Annotated in this window: 18 protein-coding genes; all 18 read left to right on the top strand. The window is 64.3% G+C overall.

Annotated elements, in window-relative coordinates:
- The first annotated feature begins 303 nt into the window (after positions 1 to 303).
- The 18 genes from ACEQZY_RS16650 (at position 304) to ACEQZY_RS16565 (ending at position 17,486) form a co-directional block, all read left to right on the top strand.
- Positions 304 to 2,283: an AMP-binding protein gene (locus tag ACEQZY_RS16650; RefSeq protein WP_341703146.1), complete on the top strand. Its 1,980-nt coding sequence runs from the start codon at positions 304 to 306 to the stop codon at positions 2,281 to 2,283.
- 6 nt (positions 2,284 to 2,289) lie between these two features.
- Positions 2,290 to 3,081: an ABC transporter ATP-binding protein gene (locus ACEQZY_RS16645; protein ID WP_341703145.1), complete on the top strand. Its 792-nt coding sequence runs from the start codon at positions 2,290 to 2,292 to the stop codon at positions 3,079 to 3,081.
- Positions 3,082 to 3,092: 11 nt separating this feature from the next.
- Complete coding sequence (locus tag ACEQZY_RS16640; protein WP_341703144.1) at positions 3,093 to 3,977, top strand: branched-chain amino acid ABC transporter permease; 885 nt, start codon at positions 3,093 to 3,095, stop codon at positions 3,975 to 3,977.
- A gap of 16 nt (positions 3,978 to 3,993) precedes the next feature.
- The gene (locus ACEQZY_RS16635) at positions 3,994 to 5,058 is read left to right on the top strand and encodes a branched-chain amino acid ABC transporter permease (RefSeq protein WP_341703143.1); all 1,065 of its coding nucleotides are present in this window, start codon (positions 3,994 to 3,996) and stop codon (positions 5,056 to 5,058) included.
- A 119-nt stretch (positions 5,059 to 5,177) separates the two neighbouring features.
- The gene (locus ACEQZY_RS16630) at positions 5,178 to 6,488 is read left to right on the top strand and encodes an ABC transporter substrate-binding protein (protein ID WP_341703142.1); all 1,311 of its coding nucleotides are present in this window, start codon (positions 5,178 to 5,180) and stop codon (positions 6,486 to 6,488) included.
- 69 nt (positions 6,489 to 6,557) lie between these two features.
- Positions 6,558 to 7,391 (top strand): ABC transporter ATP-binding protein, encoded by an 834-nt coding sequence (locus tag ACEQZY_RS16625; protein ID WP_370155905.1) that lies wholly within the window; start codon positions 6,558 to 6,560, stop codon positions 7,389 to 7,391.
- Positions 7,392 to 7,421: 30 nt separating this feature from the next.
- Positions 7,422 to 8,702 (top strand): phenylacetate--CoA ligase family protein, encoded by a 1,281-nt coding sequence (locus tag ACEQZY_RS16620; protein WP_370155902.1) that lies wholly within the window; start codon positions 7,422 to 7,424, stop codon positions 8,700 to 8,702.
- A gap of 68 nt (positions 8,703 to 8,770) precedes the next feature.
- A complete protein-coding gene (gene ccmA / locus ACEQZY_RS16615; RefSeq protein ID WP_341703139.1) occupies positions 8,771 to 9,403 on the top strand; it encodes a heme ABC exporter ATP-binding protein CcmA in 633 nt (210 codons plus the stop codon).
- Positions 9,400 to 10,065 carry a heme exporter protein CcmB gene (gene ccmB, locus ACEQZY_RS16610; RefSeq protein ID WP_370155899.1) on the top strand — a complete coding sequence of 222 codons (666 nt, stop codon included), beginning with the start codon at positions 9,400 to 9,402 and terminating at the stop codon, positions 10,063 to 10,065. Before ccmA ends, ccmB begins: the two co-directional genes overlap by 4 nt.
- 25 nt (positions 10,066 to 10,090) lie before the next feature.
- Positions 10,091 to 10,822: a heme ABC transporter permease gene (locus ACEQZY_RS16605; protein WP_341703137.1), complete on the top strand. Its 732-nt coding sequence runs from the start codon at positions 10,091 to 10,093 to the stop codon at positions 10,820 to 10,822.
- A 76-nt stretch (positions 10,823 to 10,898) separates the two neighbouring features.
- A complete protein-coding gene (ccmD, locus tag ACEQZY_RS16600; protein WP_370155897.1) occupies positions 10,899 to 11,078 on the top strand; it encodes a heme exporter protein CcmD in 180 nt (59 codons plus the stop codon).
- Positions 11,071 to 11,568, top strand: coding sequence for a cytochrome c maturation protein CcmE (gene ccmE / locus ACEQZY_RS16595; RefSeq protein WP_370155895.1), 498 nt, complete (start codon positions 11,071 to 11,073; stop codon positions 11,566 to 11,568). The genes ccmD and ccmE overlap by 8 nt, the downstream gene beginning before the upstream one ends.
- 12 nt (positions 11,569 to 11,580) lie before the next feature.
- Complete coding sequence (locus ACEQZY_RS16590) at positions 11,581 to 13,560, top strand: heme lyase CcmF/NrfE family subunit (protein WP_370155893.1); 1,980 nt, start codon at positions 11,581 to 11,583, stop codon at positions 13,558 to 13,560.
- 14 nt (positions 13,561 to 13,574) lie between these two features.
- Positions 13,575 to 14,132, top strand: coding sequence for a DsbE family thiol:disulfide interchange protein (locus ACEQZY_RS16585; protein ID WP_341703203.1), 558 nt, complete (start codon positions 13,575 to 13,577; stop codon positions 14,130 to 14,132).
- Positions 14,126 to 14,623, top strand: coding sequence for a cytochrome c-type biogenesis protein CcmH (locus ACEQZY_RS16580; protein ID WP_370155890.1), 498 nt, complete (start codon positions 14,126 to 14,128; stop codon positions 14,621 to 14,623). The genes ACEQZY_RS16585 and ACEQZY_RS16580 overlap by 7 nt, the downstream gene beginning before the upstream one ends.
- Positions 14,620 to 16,038 (top strand): c-type cytochrome biogenesis protein CcmI, encoded by a 1,419-nt coding sequence (gene ccmI, locus ACEQZY_RS16575; protein WP_370155887.1) that lies wholly within the window; start codon positions 14,620 to 14,622, stop codon positions 16,036 to 16,038. The genes ACEQZY_RS16580 and ccmI overlap by 4 nt, the downstream gene beginning before the upstream one ends.
- A 57-nt stretch (positions 16,039 to 16,095) precedes the next feature.
- Positions 16,096 to 16,356 (top strand): hypothetical protein, encoded by a 261-nt coding sequence (locus ACEQZY_RS16570; protein ID WP_341703200.1) that lies wholly within the window; start codon positions 16,096 to 16,098, stop codon positions 16,354 to 16,356.
- A gap of 116 nt (positions 16,357 to 16,472) precedes the next feature.
- On the top strand, positions 16,473 to 17,486 hold the full coding sequence (locus tag ACEQZY_RS16565; protein ID WP_372530182.1) for an ABC transporter substrate-binding protein: 1,014 nt from the start codon (positions 16,473 to 16,475) through the stop codon (positions 17,484 to 17,486).
- Positions 17,487 to 17,508 lie beyond the last annotated feature (22 nt).

The raw sequence follows: 17,508 nt of genomic DNA, 5'->3' as shown, positions 1-17,508 counted from the left end.
GTTTTGGCGGTCTTGCGCTGGGTTTTCTTGGCGGCTTTCACGGGGCAATCCTTTCGTGAGGGCACTACGGATGGGAAAGGGGGGCCGCGCGGGGACGCACCCGCGTCGGGCGCCGCCCATAGGTGACGCAAAACTGGTGGTTTGCCAAGGGCTTTCGCGTAGAGGAAAGCTCAACCTGGGTCGAAATTTAGGCAATGTCCGACCCCGGAGGACAGGGGCCTTGACGGGTCTCTGTCCGTACGCTTATCAACATCTACAACGACGGAGTGGCCATTGGCGGCTCCGCGCAGAGGAGGCGACAATATGTCCGAGAAGTCGGCGCTGCCCGACGGGCGCGACCCGTTGGGTCGTGACACGATTCCGAAATTCCTAGCTTATAACGCCGTGCACCGCCGCGATCTGCCGGCCATGCGCGAAAAGGATCTCGGCATCTGGCAGAGCTGGACCTGGGGCGAGGTGGCCGGGCGGGTGCGGGACATGGCCGGCGGCCTTGCCGCGCTCGGTTTCCGGCGCGGCGACAAGCTGGCCATCGTGGGTGATAACCGGCCGGAACTGTACTGGGCCGTGGGCGCCGCGCAGGCGCTGGGCGGCATACCGGTGCCGATCTATCAGGACAGTGTCGCCGAGGAAATGCAGTTCGTCATCGATCATGCCGAAGTGCGGTTTGCCCTGGCCGAGAACCAGGAGCAGGTCGACAAGCTGCTCTCGATCCGGGATCGGCTGCCCCGGCTGGAGATCATCCTGTACAGCGATCCGCGCGGCATGCGGCATTACGACCAGCCCTTCCTGAAGGCGCTCGATACGGTGATGGAGCAGGGGGCGGCGCATAATGCCGCCCATCCGGATTTCTTCGATGCCGAACTGGCTGCCGGCAGCGGCAGCGATATCTCGATCATCTGCTATACTTCGGGCACGACCGGCCGGCCGAAGGGAGTGATGCTGAGTCACGACAATGTCGTGCGCTCGGCCAACCTTGCAATTGCTTTCGACAACATCACCGCTCGGGACGAAATTCTGGCTTATTTGCCATTGGCCTGGGTGGGCGACAATTTCATTTCCTATGCCGAGGCGACGATTGCCGGTTTCTGCGTGAACTGCCCGGAATCGGCCGATACCGTGCTGCAGGACCTGCGCGAGATCGGTCCGACCTATTTCTTTGCGCCGCCCCGCATCTTCGAGAATCTGCTGACCACGGTGATGATCCGCATGGAGGATGCCAGCGGTTTCAAGCGCCGGATGTTTCATTTTTTCATTGGTGTGGCTAAGCGGGCGGGGCGCAATATCCTCGAGGGCAAGCCGGTCGCGCTGACTGACCGGCTGCTCTACGCGCTGGGCGATCTTCTGGTCTATGGGCCACTGAAAAACGTGCTCGGTATGACGCGCCTGCGGCTGGCGTATACGGCCGGCGAGGCAATCGGGCCGGATATCTTCGATTTCTTCCGGGCGCTCGGCATCAACCTCAAGCAGCTTTACGGCCAGACCGAGTCCACGGTTTATCTGTGCCTGCAGACTGATGCAGATGTCCGCTCCGATACGGTTGGCCCGCCGGGCCCCGGCATCGAACTCAGGATTGATGGCGACAGCGGCGAGGTGCTCTACCGCAGCCCTGGCGTGTTTGTCGGCTATTTCAAGGACGAGGCGGCCACCGCCGAAACCAAGACGCCGGACGGCTGGGTGCATACCGGCGATGCCGGCGTGTTCACCGATGCCGGCCACCTGCGCATCATCGACCGCGCCAAGGATGTCGGCCGGCTGACGGGCGGCGCCCTGTTCGCACCGAAATATGTGGAAAACAAGCTGAAGTTTTTCCCTTCAATCAAAGAAGCAGTTGTGTTCGGCCATGAGCGCGACCATGCCACCGCTTTCATCAACATTGATCTCGGCGCTGTCGGCTCCTGGGCCGAACGTAACGGCATCGCCTATACGTCCTATTCCGACCTTGCCGGCCGGCCGGAGGTCTATGATCAGATCCGGACCTGTATCGAGCAGGTTAACCGTGACCTTGCCTCTGACAGCAGCATGGCCGCCTGCCAGGTCAAACGATTCCTGATCCTGCACAAGGAGCTCGACGCCGATGACGGCGAGCTGACCCGTACCCGCAAGGTCAGGCGCCGCACCATCGCGGAACGTTATGGCACGCTGATCGAAGCGCTTTACTCGGGCCAGGATGCCATCGCGGTTGAGGCCAAGATCACGTTCGAGGATGGCCGCACCGGCACCTTCAGGGCCAACTTGAAGATTGCTGCCGCTGAAACCTATACCCCGATGCGCAAGGCAGGCTGACCGCATATGAGCATGGCACAGAAGAAGATCGGTGACGTTCTGCTGAAGGTCGACAATATCAGCCTGTCCTTCGGCGGCGTCAAAGCCCTGACCGATATCAGCTTCGAGATTCGCGAGCATGAGGTTCTCGCCATCATCGGACCGAACGGCGCCGGCAAATCCTCGATGCTGAACTGCATCAACGGCTTCTACCACCCGCAGGAAGGCACCATCACCTATCGTGGTGCGGCCCGCCGGCAGATGCGGCCGCATGAGGCTGCCAGCCAGGGCATCGCCCGGACATTCCAGAACATCGCCCTGTTCAAGGGCATGTCGACCTTGGACAACATCATGACCGGCCGGCTGCTCAAGATGAAAGCCGGCCTGCTCAGTTCGGCGATCTACAAGGGACCGGCCGAGAAAGAACAGATCGTTCATCGCGAATTTTGCGAGCGCATCATCGATTTCCTCGAAATCGAGGCAATCCGCAAGGTGCCGGTCGGCCGGCTGCCCTACGGGCTGCAGAAGCGGGTCGAGCTTGGCCGTGCACTGGCGGCGGAGCCGAGCCTGCTGCTGCTGGACGAGCCAATGGCCGGCATGAATCTGGAGGAAAAGCAGGACATGTGCCGCTTCATCCTCGATGTGAACGATGAATTCGGCACCACGATCTGTCTGATCGAGCATGACATGGGTGTCGTCATGGACATTTCCGACCGCGTCGTCGTGCTGGATTACGGCCGCAAGATTGGCGACGGCGTGCCGGAAGAGATCAAGGGCAACCAGGCGGTGATCGACGCCTATCTCGGCGTGCAGCATTAAGGGGGCCGCAGATGGCGTTTTTCTTCGAGGTTCTGATCGGCGGCCTGATGGCCGGCGTGATGTATTCTCTGGTGGCGTTGGGATTTGTGCTGATTTTCAAGGCTTCCGGGGTCTTCAATTTCGCACAGGGTGCCATGGTCCTGTTCGCCGGGCTGTTCTTCGTGGGGTTCATCGAGCTTGGCCTGCCGTTGTGGATATCGCTGATCCTCACCATCGCGGTGATGATTCTGCTGGCCGGCGTGATCGAGCGGCTGGTGCTGCGCCACCTGGTCAACCAGGAGGGCATCATCCTGTTCATGGCCACCATCGGCGTGTCGTTTTTCCTGGATGGTTTCGGGCAGCTGATCTGGGGCAGCAATGTGCGCCAGCTGGATGTGGGAATCCCGACCGACCCGATCCTGCTGTTCGATGGCGATATCCTGATCCAGTCCTTCGACCTGTGGGCGACGATGGTCGCCGCCTTCCTGCTGGCTGTACTGGTGGTGTTCCAGAAAACGCGCGTCGGCCGCGCCCTGCGGGCGGTTGCCGACGACCACCAGGCTGCCCAGTCGGTTGGCATCCCGCTCAACGTGATCTGGGTGATCGTCTGGTCAATTGCCGGCCTGGTGGCGCTGGTTGCCGGTGTGATGTGGGGGTCCAAGCTGGGGGTGCAGCCGGCCATCGTCACGCTGGCGCTGAAGGCGCTGCCGGTGCTGATCCTTGGCGGTTTCACCTCCATTCCCGGCGCCATCATCGGCGGCCTGATCATCGGGGCCGGCGAGAAGCTGGCGGAAATCTACATCGGGCCGTTCGTCGGCGGCGGGATCGAGAACTGGTTTGCGTATGTGGTGGCGCTGGGCTTCCTGCTGGTCCGTCCGCAGGGGCTGTTCGGCGAAAAAATCATCGAGCGCGTGTGAGACGGGAGCAGTCACGATGTTCTATCGCGAATCCGGCCAGTTCAAGACCTCCTATCCCGCCGATCAGGCGATCTTCACCATTCCGCAGGACCGGTTCTTTTTCGGCCTGCTGATGCTGCTGACCTTCGTTGGCGTGCCGCTGGTTGCCACCGATTATCTCTACACCGCGCTGCTGATCCCTTTTCTCTGCCTGTCGCTGGCGGCACTGGGGCTGAATATCCTGACTGGTTATTGCGGCCAGCTGTCGCTCGGCACCGGTGCCTTCATGGGTGTTGGCGCAGTGGCGGCATGGAACATCGCCTACCGCATTCCCGATCTAAACCTGCTCGTGGTCTTTGTGCTGGCCGGACTGATCACCGCGGTGATCGGCATGATATTCGGCCTGCCGTCCATGCGCATCAAGGGCTTCTATCTTGCCGTGGCAACCCTGGCGGCGCAGTTCTTCCTGCCCTGGCTGTTTGTCAAATGGGGCTGGCTGACCAATTACAACAGCTCTGGCGTCATTTCGGTGCCGGAGCTGGTACTGTTCGGCTGGACAATCAACGAGCCGATGGAAAAATACCTGTTTGCTCTTGGCGTGGTGGTGATTCTGACGCTGGCGGCGAAGAATCTTGTGCGCAGCAATCCGGGCCGGCAATGGATGGCGATACGGGACATGGACATCGCCGCCGAGATCATCGGCATCCGGCCGGTCGTGGCAAAGCTGTCGGCCTTTGCCGTGTCATCCTTCTATACCGGTATTGCCGGCGCGCTTTATCTTTTCGTTTATCTTGGTTCGACCGAGCCGGACGGTTTCGGAATCAACCTGTCTTTCCAGGTCCTTTTCATGGTGATCATTGGCGGCCTTGGCTCGATCCTGGGAAATTTCCTTGGCGCCTTTTTCATCCTGCTGCTGCCGATCTTCCTGACCCGGGTGCCGCCGACACTCGGTTTCGATCTGTCGACCGCGCTGGTGTCGCATCTGGAATTCATGGTGTTCGGCGCGCTGATCGTTGTGTTCCTGATCGTCGAGCCTCATGGGCTGGCGCGACTGTGGCAGATTGCCAAGGAGAAGTTGCGAATCTGGCCGTTCCCGTACTGAGTGTAGGCCGGCAGAAGGCCCGGGATACCCAATCCGGGTTTGTGGTTCGGTTCTGACATGTTAGGGTTTCAGTAACGCCCGCCCACAAGGGCGGGCCCATAACCGGGAGGAAAAGAAAGATGAAAGCAACCAAGTGGGTCGCGTCCCTCGTCATGGGCGCATCCCTGGCTGGTGCGGCTTTTGCCGTTTCGGCGCAGGAGCAGGTCATTCCGTCGATGGTTTACCGTACCGGCCCTTATGCGCCGAGCGGCATTCCGGTCGCCGACGGGTTTTCCGACTACATCAACCTGATCAATGCCCGCGACGGCGGCCTGAATGGCGTCAAGCTGCGCGTCGAGGAATGTGAAACGCAGTACAATACCGAGCGCGGCGTCGAATGCTACGAACGCCTGAAGGCGCAGGGCGGCACCATCTTCAGCCCCTATTCGACCGGCATCACCTATGCACTGATCGACCGCGCCGCTGCCGACAAGTCGGTGATCTTCTCGATGGGCTATGGCCGCGCTTCAGCCACGGTCGGCAATATCTTCCCGTGGGTCTTCACCGCACCTGCCACCTACTGGGGCGGCGCTTCTGCCGGCGTGCAGTACTTCGCCAAGGAAGTTGGCGGCAAGGACAAACTGAAGGGCAAGAAGATCGCGTATGTCTATATCGACATCGCCTACGGCAAGGAGCCGATCCCGGTCTTCCAGAACTATGCCGAGGAAATCGGGTTCAAGCTGGAACTGGTGCCCGTGCCGGCGCCGGGTCTGGAGCAGAAGTCAATCTGGCTGCAGATTCGCCAGATGCGGCCGGACTTCGTCTACCTGCAGGGCTGGGGTGCCATGAACGCGGTGTCGCTGAAGGAGGCGGCTGCGGTCGGGTTCCCGCGTGAGAAGATGCTGGGTGTCTGGTGGTCCAGCCAGGACAGTGACGTGCAGGCGGCCGGCCCTGCGGCGAAGGGCTACAAGGGTCTCAGCTTCCATGGCGCGTCGAAAGACCTTGGCCTGCTGAAGGACCTGAAGACCCACCTTGTCGACAAGGGCAAGGCGTCGAATGGCGGCAAGCATTATGGCGAGATCGGCTATCTGCGTGGCGCCATGAATGCCATGTTCACGGTCGAGGCCCTGCGTGCTGCCCAGGAGAAGTACGGCAAGGGCAAGGTTATGACCGGCGAGCAGTCGCGTGACGGCTTCGAGGCGATCAACCTGACCGATGACAGCATCGCCAAGCTCGGTCTGAAGGGTTTCCTGCAGCCGATCAAGATGGCATGCGACAATCATCTGGGTGATGGCAAGATCGTTGTCGTGCAGTGGACCGGCGACCAGTGGAAGAATGCCAGCGACTGGATTCTGCCGGAAAATCAAAAGCTGTGGCCGCTTTATCTGCGTGATGCGGATGCCTATGCGCGCGAGAAGAATATTGCCTCGCGCAACTGCGCCCGGTCGTAACCACTCAGCTGCCCCCGCCGGCCAGGCCGGCGGGGGCAGCCCCTTCCCGTGTCCAACCGGATTCAGACCATGACCGCCCAGACGAGCGCTGCCGCTGCCGAGCCACCCCTGCTGTCGATCAGCAATATCGAGGTGATCTACAACCACGTGATCCTGGTTCTCAAGGGCGTGTCGCTGCAGGTGCCCAAGGGCGGGATCGTAGCCCTGCTGGGCGCCAACGGCGCCGGCAAGACCACCACCCTGAAGGCGATTTCCAACCTGCTGCGCGCCGAGCGCGGCGACATCACCAAGGGCCATATCGACTATCGCGGCGAGCGGATCGACCAGCTCAACCCATCCACTGTGGTCAAGAAAGGCCTGATCCAGGTGATGGAGGGGCGGCATTGCTTCGCCCACCTGACGGTCGAGGAAAACCTGCTGACCGGCGCCTATACGCGCAAGGATGGCAGCCGTGCGATCGCGCAGGATCTCGAGATGGTCTATACGTATTTCCCGCGCCTGAAGGTGCGCCGCAAATCCATTGCGGGCTATACCTCGGGTGGCGAGCAGCAGATGACGGCGATCGGCCGCGCATTGATGAGCAAGCCGGACATGATCCTGCTCGATGAGCCGTCCATGGGACTGGCGCCGCAGCTGGTGGAGGAAATTTTCGAGATCGTCCACAAGCTGAACAAGGAAACCGGCGTCAGCTTCCTGGTTGCCGAGCAGAATACCAACATGGCACTGCGTTATGCCGATTACGGCTACATCCTCGAGAATGGCCGGATCGTCATGGACGGCGAGGCGGCCAAGTTGCGCGAGAATTCCGACGTGAAGGAGTTCTATCTCGGGCTTGGCGCCGGTGGCCGCATGAGCTTCCGCGACGTGAAACATTACCGCCGCCGCAAGCGCTGGCTGGCCTGATCTCGATATCTGATTTCCGGAGGATGGGTTGTGGCGCAGGCAGCAAAGCGGGTGGTGAAGATCAGGGCCGACGAGTATTACGACAGGCGCGAGACCCGTTCGGCTGCAGCCCGCCAGAAGGCTCAGCTGGCCGCCCTGCAGGCGCTGATCGAGCATGCGAAGAAGGCAAGCCCCTATTACCGGGACATCCTCAAGGGTGTGCGGCCGGCGGCCATCACGTCGCTGGCAGCGCTGGCGAAACTGCCGGTAACCAGGAAATCCGATCTGGCGCCACGCCAGAAAGCGAAGCCGCCGCTGGGCGGCCTTGAGGGCGCCAGGCCTTCCGAGATCGCCAATTACTTTCAGTCGCCGGGGCCGCTATACGAAGCCTATGGCCGGCCGAATGCCAAGGCGAAAGACCCTTGGCGGTTTGCGCGGGCGATGTGGGCTGCCGGCTGCCGGCCGGGTGATCTGGTCCACAACACCTTCTCGTACCACCTGACCCCGGCTGGCCGGATGACGGAAGGGTCGGCCCATGCCATCGGCTGCCCGGTGTTTCCCGCCGGCATCGGCAATACCGAATTGCAGCTCGATGCCATCGCCCAGCTGCGGCCGAAGGTTTATTGCGGCACGCCATCCTTCCTGAAGATCCTGCTTGAGAAGGGCGCCGAGCTTGGCAGGCCGACGGCATCGCTGAAGGCAGGCCTGGTCGGTGGCGAAGCGCTGCCGCCATCCCTGCGCGCCGAACTGAAGGCGAAGGGCGTGGCCGTGCTGCAATCCTACGGCACTGCGGAACTCGGCCTGATCGCCTACGAATCCCCTGCACTGGAGGGCATGATCCTCGACGAGGACGTGATCGTCGAGATCGTGCGGCCGGGCACCGGCGATCCGGTGGCGCCGGGCGAGGTGGGCGAGGTGGTGGTGACGGTGCTGGCCAATCCGGCCTATCCGATGATCCGCTTTGCCACCGGCGACCTGTCGGCGATTCTGCCGGGGGTCAGCCCCTGCGGGCGGACGGCGCCGCGCATCCGCGGCTGGATGGGCCGGGCCGACCAGACCACCAAGGTCAAAGGGATGTTCATCACCCCGGGCCAGATCGCGCAGGTGATGGCCCGTCACCCGGAAATAACCCGCGCCCGCCTCGAAGTGACCTCCGAGAACAATCTCGATGCCATGACGCTGAGGATCGAGGTGCAGGGGGCTGTCGATACCGGTGCGGTTGCTGCCAGCCTGCAGGCGGTCTGCAAACTGCGTGGCGCGATCGCGGTGGCGGCGGCAGGCAGTCTGCCCAATGATGGCAAGGTGATTGCCGACCTGCGCAGCTACCAGTAGGCGCCCGGCTGGCGGCATCGTCCGCCTCTGGCCTTTAAGCCCCTGATGCCGCTACACTCTGCCCCGCTATGGCATTGGCGGTCGAAGGGCTCGTCTGCATCCGCGGCGAGCGTCAGCTTTTTCACGATCTGGATTTCCGGCTCGCCAGCGGTGAGGCGCTGCTGCTGCGCGGCCCGAATGGCAGCGGCAAATCGAGCCTGCTGCGCCTGCTGGCTGGCTTCCTGCCGCCGGCCGCCGGCCGGGTGCTGTGGGACGGCATGGCTGTGGCAGAGGATGCCGAGGCCCATCGGGCGCGACTGTACTATCTGGGCCACCAGGATGCCATCAAGCCACAACTGACCGCCGAGGATAACCTGCTGTTCTGGGCCCGGCTGATCGGCCAGCCGGCGGCAGAGGCTGCACGGCAGACGGCAGCGGCCCTTGAGGCCGCCGGCCTGCACCGCCAGCGCCGCCTGCCCGGCCGCTATCTGTCCGCGGGGCAGAAGCGCCGGCTGGCGCTGGCCCGGCTGCTGGTCACGCCGGCGGCCCTGTGGTTGCTGGACGAGCCGACCAATGCACTCGATTCGGAGGCCGTTGCCTGGCTCGGCAGCCTCCTGGCCGGCCATCGCCGCCGCGGCGGCATCGTACTGCTGGCCAGCCATGTGCCGGTGCCACTGCCTGATGCCCGGGTCCTCGATCTGCCGGAAGGGGTGCTGGCATGACGGCCTTCTGGGCCATCGTGCGGCGCGACCTGTGGCTCGGGCTCGGTGCCCAGGGTGCGGCACTGAACACGCTGCTGTTCTTTGTTCTGGCGGTCAGCCTGTTTCCGCTCGGCGTGGGGCCGGAGCCCCAGGTCCTGGCGCGGATCGCCGCCGGCGTGATCTGGGTCGCCGCCCTGCTGGCGGCCATGCTGTCGCTGGACCGCCTGTTCCAGGCCGACCATGAGGACGGCACGCTGGACCTTCTGGCCCAGGCGCCGCTGGCACTGGCCATGACGGCACTGGCCAAGACGCTGGCGCACTGGCTCAGTACCGGGCTGCCCCTGGCAGTGATCGCCCCCCTGCTGGCGGTGCTGATGCAGATGGAATCCGCCGCAATCCCGGTGCTGCTGCTGGCCCTGCTGCTGGGGACGCCGTCCCTGAGCCTGATCGGCGCCATCGGCGCGGCCCTGACGCTCGGGGCAAGGCGCGGTGCCATCCTTGTACCCCTGATCACGCTGCCTCTGGTGGTGCCGGTACTGATTTTCGGGGTCGGTGCCGTCGAGGCCGCTGCCTATGGCCTGACGGCGCAGCCGCATCTCCTGCTGCTGGCAGCATTTTTCGCCGGCAGCCTGGCGCTCAGCCCCTTCGCCATCGCCGGGGCAATCAAGCTGGCCTTGGAATAGGCCCGGCCCTATAAACGGTACCGCCATGCATGCCCTTGCCAATCCCGCCCGCTTCATGCGCCTGATGACTGCAATCCGGCCATGGGCCGCGCTGGTCGCGGTGGCCGGGTTGTGCGGCGGCCTGGCCTGGGGCCTGCTGTTTTCGCCCCCCGATTACCAGCAGGGCGAAACGGTGCGGATCATGTATATCCATGTGCCGGCGGCTTGGATGGGCATGTCGATCTACTTCGCCATGGCTGTGGCCTCGGCGGCGGCACTGATCTGGCGCCATCCGGTGGCGGAACTGGTGGCCAAGGCTTCGGCGCCGGTCGGTGCTGCCTTCACCCTGATCTGTCTGGTGACCGGCGCCCTGTGGGGCAAGCCGATGTGGGGCACCTGGTGGGTATGGGATGCCCGGCTGACCTCGATGCTGATCCTGTTCTTCCTGTATCTCGGCTATATCGCGCTGTGGGAGGCTTTTGACGACCCGTCCCGCGCCGGCCGTGCGGCTGCGATCTTGGCGCTGGTTGGGGCCGTGAACCTGCCGGTGATCAAGTTCTCCGTCGACTGGTGGAACACCCTGCACCAGCCGGCCAGCGTGATGACCATGGAAGGCCCGAAGATCGATCCCAGCATTCTCTGGCCTCTGGTGGTGACGGCCGTGGGGGCACATGGCTACTATCTGTGGATGCTCTGCCTGCGGGTGCGGGCGGAGATTCTGAGCCGGCAGGCCCGGATTCTGCGGTTCAGCGCCGCGACCGATCGCCGCGCCGGCTAGCAGCCGGGGCTGCAACGGACTATTTTCAACCCCGGATGGGACCGCAGGGGTCATAGGGAACAAGGGGTTAGCATCAGTGTATTGGACTTCGCTCGGCGATTTCCTGGCCATGGGCGGCTATGCCGGCTTTGTCTGGCCGTCTTTTGCCGTGAGTCTGCTGGTTCTGCTCGGCCTCGGCCTGCAAAGCCGGGCCCGGCTGAAGACGGCCGAGCGCGACCATGCCGAAGCCCGGCGGGAAGTGGGCCGCCATGTCTGACACGCCTGTCCGTCGCCGCGGCTGGACCCGCAAGCAGAAGCGCATGGCTGCCGTGCTGGCCCTGGTCGGTGGCCTTGGCGTTGCCGTCGCCCTGGTGCTCAGCGCCTTCAGCGACAACCTGGTTTTCTTTCACAGCCCGAGCGACGTGGCGGAAAAGCAGCTTCCTGCCGATCGCCGGTTCCGTCTCGGTGGCCTGGTCGAGCAGGGCAGCGTGAAGAAGGATGGCCTGACTACCGAATTCACCGTCACCGATCTGCGCCACACGATCCATGTCCGCTATACCGGCATGCTGCCCGATCTGTTCCGCGAGGGACAGGGTGTGGTGGCGACTGGCAGTCTCGATGTTTCGGGCCGCTTCAACGCCAGCGAGGTGCTGGCCAAACATGACGAGAAATACATGCCGCCCGAGGTGGCGGACGCGCTGAAGAAGTCGGGGCAATGGCACGAGAAGACCGGCGATCACAACAAGCTGGCGAAGCCGGGCTCGTGACGCGATTCTGTCATGGCGGGTGAACTCGGACATATCGCGCTGATCCTGGCGCTGGCCCTCGCACTGGTGCAGGGCGTGCTGCCGGTCATCGGCGCGGCACGCGGCATCCCAGGCTGGATCGCGCTGGCACCGGGGGCCGCCTTTGGTCAGGCGGCACTGGTTGCCTTCGCCTTCGGCTGCCTGACTTATGCCTATGTCACCTCGGATTTCTCGGTGCTGAATGTCGCCGAGAATTCTCATACCCTGAAGCCGCTGCTGTACAAGATTTCCGGTGTCTGGGGCAATCACGAAGGCTCGCTGCTGCTGTGGATCCTGATCCTCAGCATTTTCGGTGCCGCCGTTGCATTGTTCGGTGGCAACCTGCCGGCGGCACTGAAGGCCCGCGTGCTGGGCGTGCAGGGACTGATCGCCGTTGGCTTCCTGTCCTTCATCCTGTTCACCTCGAATCCGTTCTCCCGGTTGCTGCCGCCGCCGCTGGAAGGCCGCGGTCTCAATCCGCTTCTGCAGGATCCCGGCCTCGCTTTCCATCCGCCATTTCTCTATCTCGGCTATGTCGGATTCTCGGTGGCTTTCTCGTTTGCCGTCGCGGCGTTGCTCGAGGGCCGCGTCGACCCCGCCTGGGCGCGGTGGGTGCGGCCCTGGACGCTGGCGGCCTGGTGCTTCTTGACCATCGGTATTGCGCTTGGTTCGTGGTGGGCCTATTACGAGCTCGGCTGGGGTGGCTGGTGGTTCTGGGATCCGGTGGAGAACGCGTCCTTCATGCCATGGCTGGCGGGCACCGCGCTGCTGCATTCCGCCATCGTGGTCGAGAAACGGGACACCCTGAAAAGCTGGACCGTGCTGCTGGCGATCCTGACCTTCTCGCTCAGTCTGCTCGGCACTTTCCTGGTTCGCTCCGGCGTGATCAATTCGGTGCATGCCTTTGCCACCGATCCGACCCGTGGCGTTTTCATCCTGATTTTCCTTGCCGTGGTGGTTGGCGGCAGCCTGCTGCTTTATGCGCTGCGGGCGCCGGCTCTGCAGGCGGTCGGCGTCTTCGCCCCGGTCAGCCGCGAGGGGGCCCTGGTGCTGAACAACCTGCTGCTGGCTGTTGGCGCCGCAGCCGTTCTGCTCGGCACGCTGTATCCGCTGGCGCTGGATGCCGTCAGCGGTGCCAAGGTTTCTGTCGGCCCGCAGTATTTCAATGCTGTCTTTGTGCCGTTGATGGCGCCGTTGCTGGCGGCTGTGGCGGTAGGACCGCTGCTGGCCTGGAAACGCGGCGACCTTGCTGCCGCCTTTGCACGGTTACTGCCGGCGGCGGCAACCGTCGTGATCGGCCTGCTGGCTGCCCTGTGGCTGATCGACGGCCGCAGCCTGCTGGCGCTGCTGGGTATTGCACTCGGCTTGTGGCTGACGGTCGGTGCGCTGTGTGAGCTGGGGTTGCGGATCAAGCTGTTCGGCGCGCCTTTGGGCGATAGTCTGCGACGTGCCCGCGGGCTGCCGCGGGCTGCCTGGGGCATGACGGTTGCGCATTTCGGTGTCGGTTTGCTGGTTCTGGGCATTACCGTGTCCGGTACCTGGCAGGTGGAGGTCCAGCGCATCATGAAGCCGGGCGAGATCGCGGCTGTGGGCCCTGTGCAGTATCGCTTTGCCGGGGTCAGTCCGATCAAGGGGCCGAACTATACGGCCCTGCAGGGGCGGTTCGAGGTGATCGAGGGTGGCCGGGTGACGCAACTGCTGACGCCAGCGCAGCGCCGCTATCTGCAGCCGCCGATGGAAACCACCGAGGCGGCGATCCGGCCCTCGCCGGTGGCCGATCTCTATGCCGTTCTGGGCGAGGGCGACGAGCAGCGCGGCTGGGCCGTACGGCTGTACTGGAAGCCGCTGGTATCGTGGATCTGGCTCGGTGCGCTGGGGATGGCATTCGGTGGCTTCCTGTCGCTGAGTGACCGCCGTCACCGGGTCGGGGCACCGGCCGGCCGTCGCGCGGCCGCCCCGGTTGCTGCGGAATAATCGGGTAGGATCATATGCGTCTGACCTATCTTGCACCGCTGATTGTTTTTGTCCTGATCGGACTGGGCCTTGCCGTCGGACTGACCCTCAATCCGCGTGAGATTCCTTCCGCACTCATCGGCAAACCCGTGCCGGATTTTTCGCTGCCGCCGGTGGTCGAGGGCGGACAGGGGCTGTCGAGCGCCGATCTCAGGGCCGGCGATGGACCCAGTCTGGTCAACGTTTTCGCCTCATGGTGCGTGCCCTGTCGGGTCGAGCATCCGCTGATCATGGCGCTGGCACGTGAGGGTATCGCGCCGGTCCATGGCCTGAACTACAAGGACAAGCCAGCCGATGTGGCGAAATGGCTTGATCAGCTCGGCAATCCATTCGCCCGCACCGGCGCCGACCGCGACGGCCGGGTGGGCATCGACTGGGGCGTCTACGGCGTGCCTGAAACCTTTGTGGTCGATGGTGCGGGCCGGATCGTCTGCAAGCATGTCGGGCCGCTGATGCAGTGGGATGTCGACAACAAGATCCGGCCGCTTCTGGACGATCTGAAAGCCGGCCGCGCGAGCAGCGTGAAATGCTGACGAGGCTGGCGGTTCTCCTGACTTTGCTTCTGGCATCGGTGCCGGCAGCGGCACAGCATATGGAAACGCCGCTGGCCGATTCCGCACTGGAACAGCGGGCCCGTGATATTTCCCGCGAACTGCGGTGCCTGGTCTGCCAGAACCAGTCGATTGAGGATTCCAATGCGCCGCTGGCGGCCGACCTGCGCCGCATCGTACGCGAACGCCTGGCCGCCGGCGACAGCGACCGGGCGGTACGCGACTATCTGGTGGCGCGCTATGGCGACTGGGTGCTGCTGATGCCCCGCTTCAACCTGCAGAACCTGCTGCTGTGGCTGGGGCCGGCGCTGCTTCTTGCCGGCGGGGCTCTCATCATTCTGCTGCTGTACCGGCGGCAGCGGGGCCGTCGACCCGTTGTGGCACCATTGAGCGAAGCCGAGCAGGCCCGGCTGGCGGCCCTGCTGGCGGAGGATGGCCGCGCGAACGGGCCGCCAGGAGGCAGACAGCCATGATGCTGTGGCTTGGTTTCATCCTCCTGGTCCTGGTGGCTGCGGGCTTCCTGCTCTGGCCGCTGTTGCGCAGCCGGCAGGTGGCGGCTGGCCGCCGGGATCACGATCTTGCGGTCTACCGGGCGCAGCTGGCCGAGGTCGAACAGGATCTGGCCCGCAACACCATCAGCGGAACCGAGGCAGCGGCCGCCCGGCTGGAAATCCAGCGGCGCCTGCTGCGAGCCGACACGGCGGAGGCCGGTGGGGGCACGGCCGCACCATTGCGTGCCGGCCCGGCCATCAGGTTTGCCACCCTGTCGGCGTTGCTGCTGGTGCCGCTGCTGGGGGGTGGTCTGTATCTGGCGCTCGGCCGGCCCGAGGCCGCGGATTTCGATCGCGTCACGGCGCGGGCCAGGGCCGAACAGCAGGCCCGCCTGCAGGCCGAGACCGAAACCCTGATCGCCCGCCTGCGGACCCGCCTGCAGGCCGAACCGGATCTCGTCGATGGCTGGCTGCTGCTGGGACGCTCGCTGCTGAGCACCGACCGGCCTGACGAGGCGGCCGCGGCGTTGGATCAGGCGGTGGCTCTACAGCCGGACAATCCGGAAGCACTGGCCCTGCGCGGCGAAGCACGCACGCTGGCCGCGGACGGTGCGGTGACGCCGGCCGCAGAACAGGATTTTCAGGCTGTGCTGTCGCGTGATCCGGAGCATCCCGGGGCGCGCTACTATCTTGGCCTCGCCCGTCTGCAGGAGGGCGATACCCGCGGCGCCTATGACGACTGGCACGCCCTGGCGGCGGCGGCCCCTGCCGATGCCCCCTGGCTTGGTCTGGTGCAGGGGCGTCTGCGCGAGCTGGCGCCGCGGCTGGGTATCCCGCTGGCCACGGCGGTGCCGGAACCGCGGCCGCCTTCTGCCGCATCGCCTGCCGCTCCGCCAGCGATGCCGGGGCCCGACCGCGCACAGGTCGAAGCCGCGCAGCAGATGTCGGAAGCGGAGCGCACGGAAATGATCCGCGGCATGGTCGACCGGCTGGCGGCCCGCCTGCAGGAACAGCCTGCCGACCCTGAAGGCTGGCTGCGTCTGGCCCGTGCCCGTCAGGTGCTGGGCGAAGCCGAGGCGGCCCGCGAGGCGCTGCGCCAGGCCGTTCAGCACGGGCCCGACCGCGTGGATGCCCGCATGGCGCTGGCCTTCGATCTGGCGGGTGCCACAGTGAAAAATCGTGATCCGCTGCCCGGCGATGCGGTTGCGCAGTTCCAGGCTGTGCTTGGCCTGCAGCCCGATCATGCCCAGGCATTGTGGTTTGTCGGCCGAGCCGCCTACGAGTCCGGCGACAAGACGGCCGCGGCCGCACACTGGCAGCGTCTGCTGGCCTTGCTGCCCCCGGATTCGGCGGAGGCGAAGGAGCTGGCCGCCAGGATTGCCAGCCTGACCCGTTAACCCCGCTTTAACGGCCGCCTGCGCGTAATCGGGCCTCGGTTTCCAGGGGCTGGGTTCATGGCTATCGCACCAAGCAGCAATCTTCTGTCGGCGCTTTCGCAGCTGCAGACCGGTACCCGGCCGGCTGCGGCCGGTGCCGGCGGTAACGGCCCCGTCCGCGGCAGTTTTGCGGCACAGTTGACCGCCCCGGCACAGCGCAGCAGTGTTGAGCGGGCGGCCTCGGCTGCCACAGCCGGCCAGGCGTCGGCGCCGGCCCGCCAGCCGCCGGTTCCGGTGCGCGGCGGCTATCTCGGCCAGCATGTAAACATCATCGTTTGATTTCTCCCCCCTGTTCGTGTTGACGTGATTATGCGCGGTAAATTAGGCTCTACCGCTAAATAATCCTTATACAAACTATCAGGGGAAACGCCATGTGGATTCGCCGTTCGCTTCTCATGTCCGTTGCGGCTGTCGCAGCGGCCCTCGCGCTGCCTCCGGCCGGCGCACAGGCGAAGGACAAGGCCGTTATTGCGGCGCTGCCTTTCTTCTCCACGGCTCCGGTTTTCATTGCCAAGGAACGCGGCTATTTCGATGCCGAGGGGATTGATCTCGAGATCAAGACCTTCAACGCGGCACAGGCCGTAGCCGTTGCGGTGGCCTCGGGCGACGCCGATTTCGGTATCACGGCCTTCACCGGCGGTTTCTTCAACCTTGCCGGCAAGGGCGCCCTGAAGGTGATCGCGGCGCAGAGCCGCGAGGAACCCGGCTACAAGTTCGTGGCCTATATCGCGTCGAACAAGGCCTATGAGGCCGGGTTCCGCTCGCCGAAGGATTTCGCCGGCAAGACGGTGGCAATCACCACCGTGGGTTCCAGCTTTCACTACAATCTGGGCATGCTGGCCGACAAATACGGATTCAAGCTGAGCGATGTGACGATGAAGCCGGTCCAGTCGGTGCCGAACATGATGGCAGCGCTGACCGGCGGTCAGGTCGATGCCACCATCCTGCCGGCCAACAACGCCCTGAAACTGGAAGCCGACAAGGCCGGCCATATCATCGGCTGGGTCAGTGACCATACGCCCTGGCAGCTCGGCGCACTCTTCACTTCGAGCAAGAACGTCAAGGAGAAGCGCCCGATGGTCGAGCGTTTCGTGAAAGCCTACCAGAAGGGCCTGGCCGATTATGCCGAAGCATTTCTTGCCCGTGACAAGGAGGGTAACCGCATGTTCGCCGAGAAGGCGCAGGCGGTGATGCCGGCACTGGAAAAGTGGGTCAAGCCGACCCCGACCTTCGAAGTGGCCAAGGTTGCGGCCAACTACATGGATCCGAAGGGGCGGCTGCTGGTGAAGAACATCTATGACCAGCTGGCCTGGTACCAGTCCGAAGGTCTGGTCGACAAGCCGGTCAAGGCCGGTGACTTCCTCGACCTGAGCTTCGTGAAGGGCCATTTCGACGTCCCGAAGCAGTAGCGGTCCGTCCGGCGAAGAGCAG

It is taken from the genome of Ferrovibrio sp. (assembly GCF_964218355.1).
Taxonomy (GTDB): domain Bacteria; phylum Pseudomonadota; class Alphaproteobacteria; order Ferrovibrionales; family Ferrovibrionaceae; genus Ferrovibrio.
Note: the sequence above shows the minus strand (reverse complement) of the source record. Positions and strands in the feature narration are given on the sequence as shown.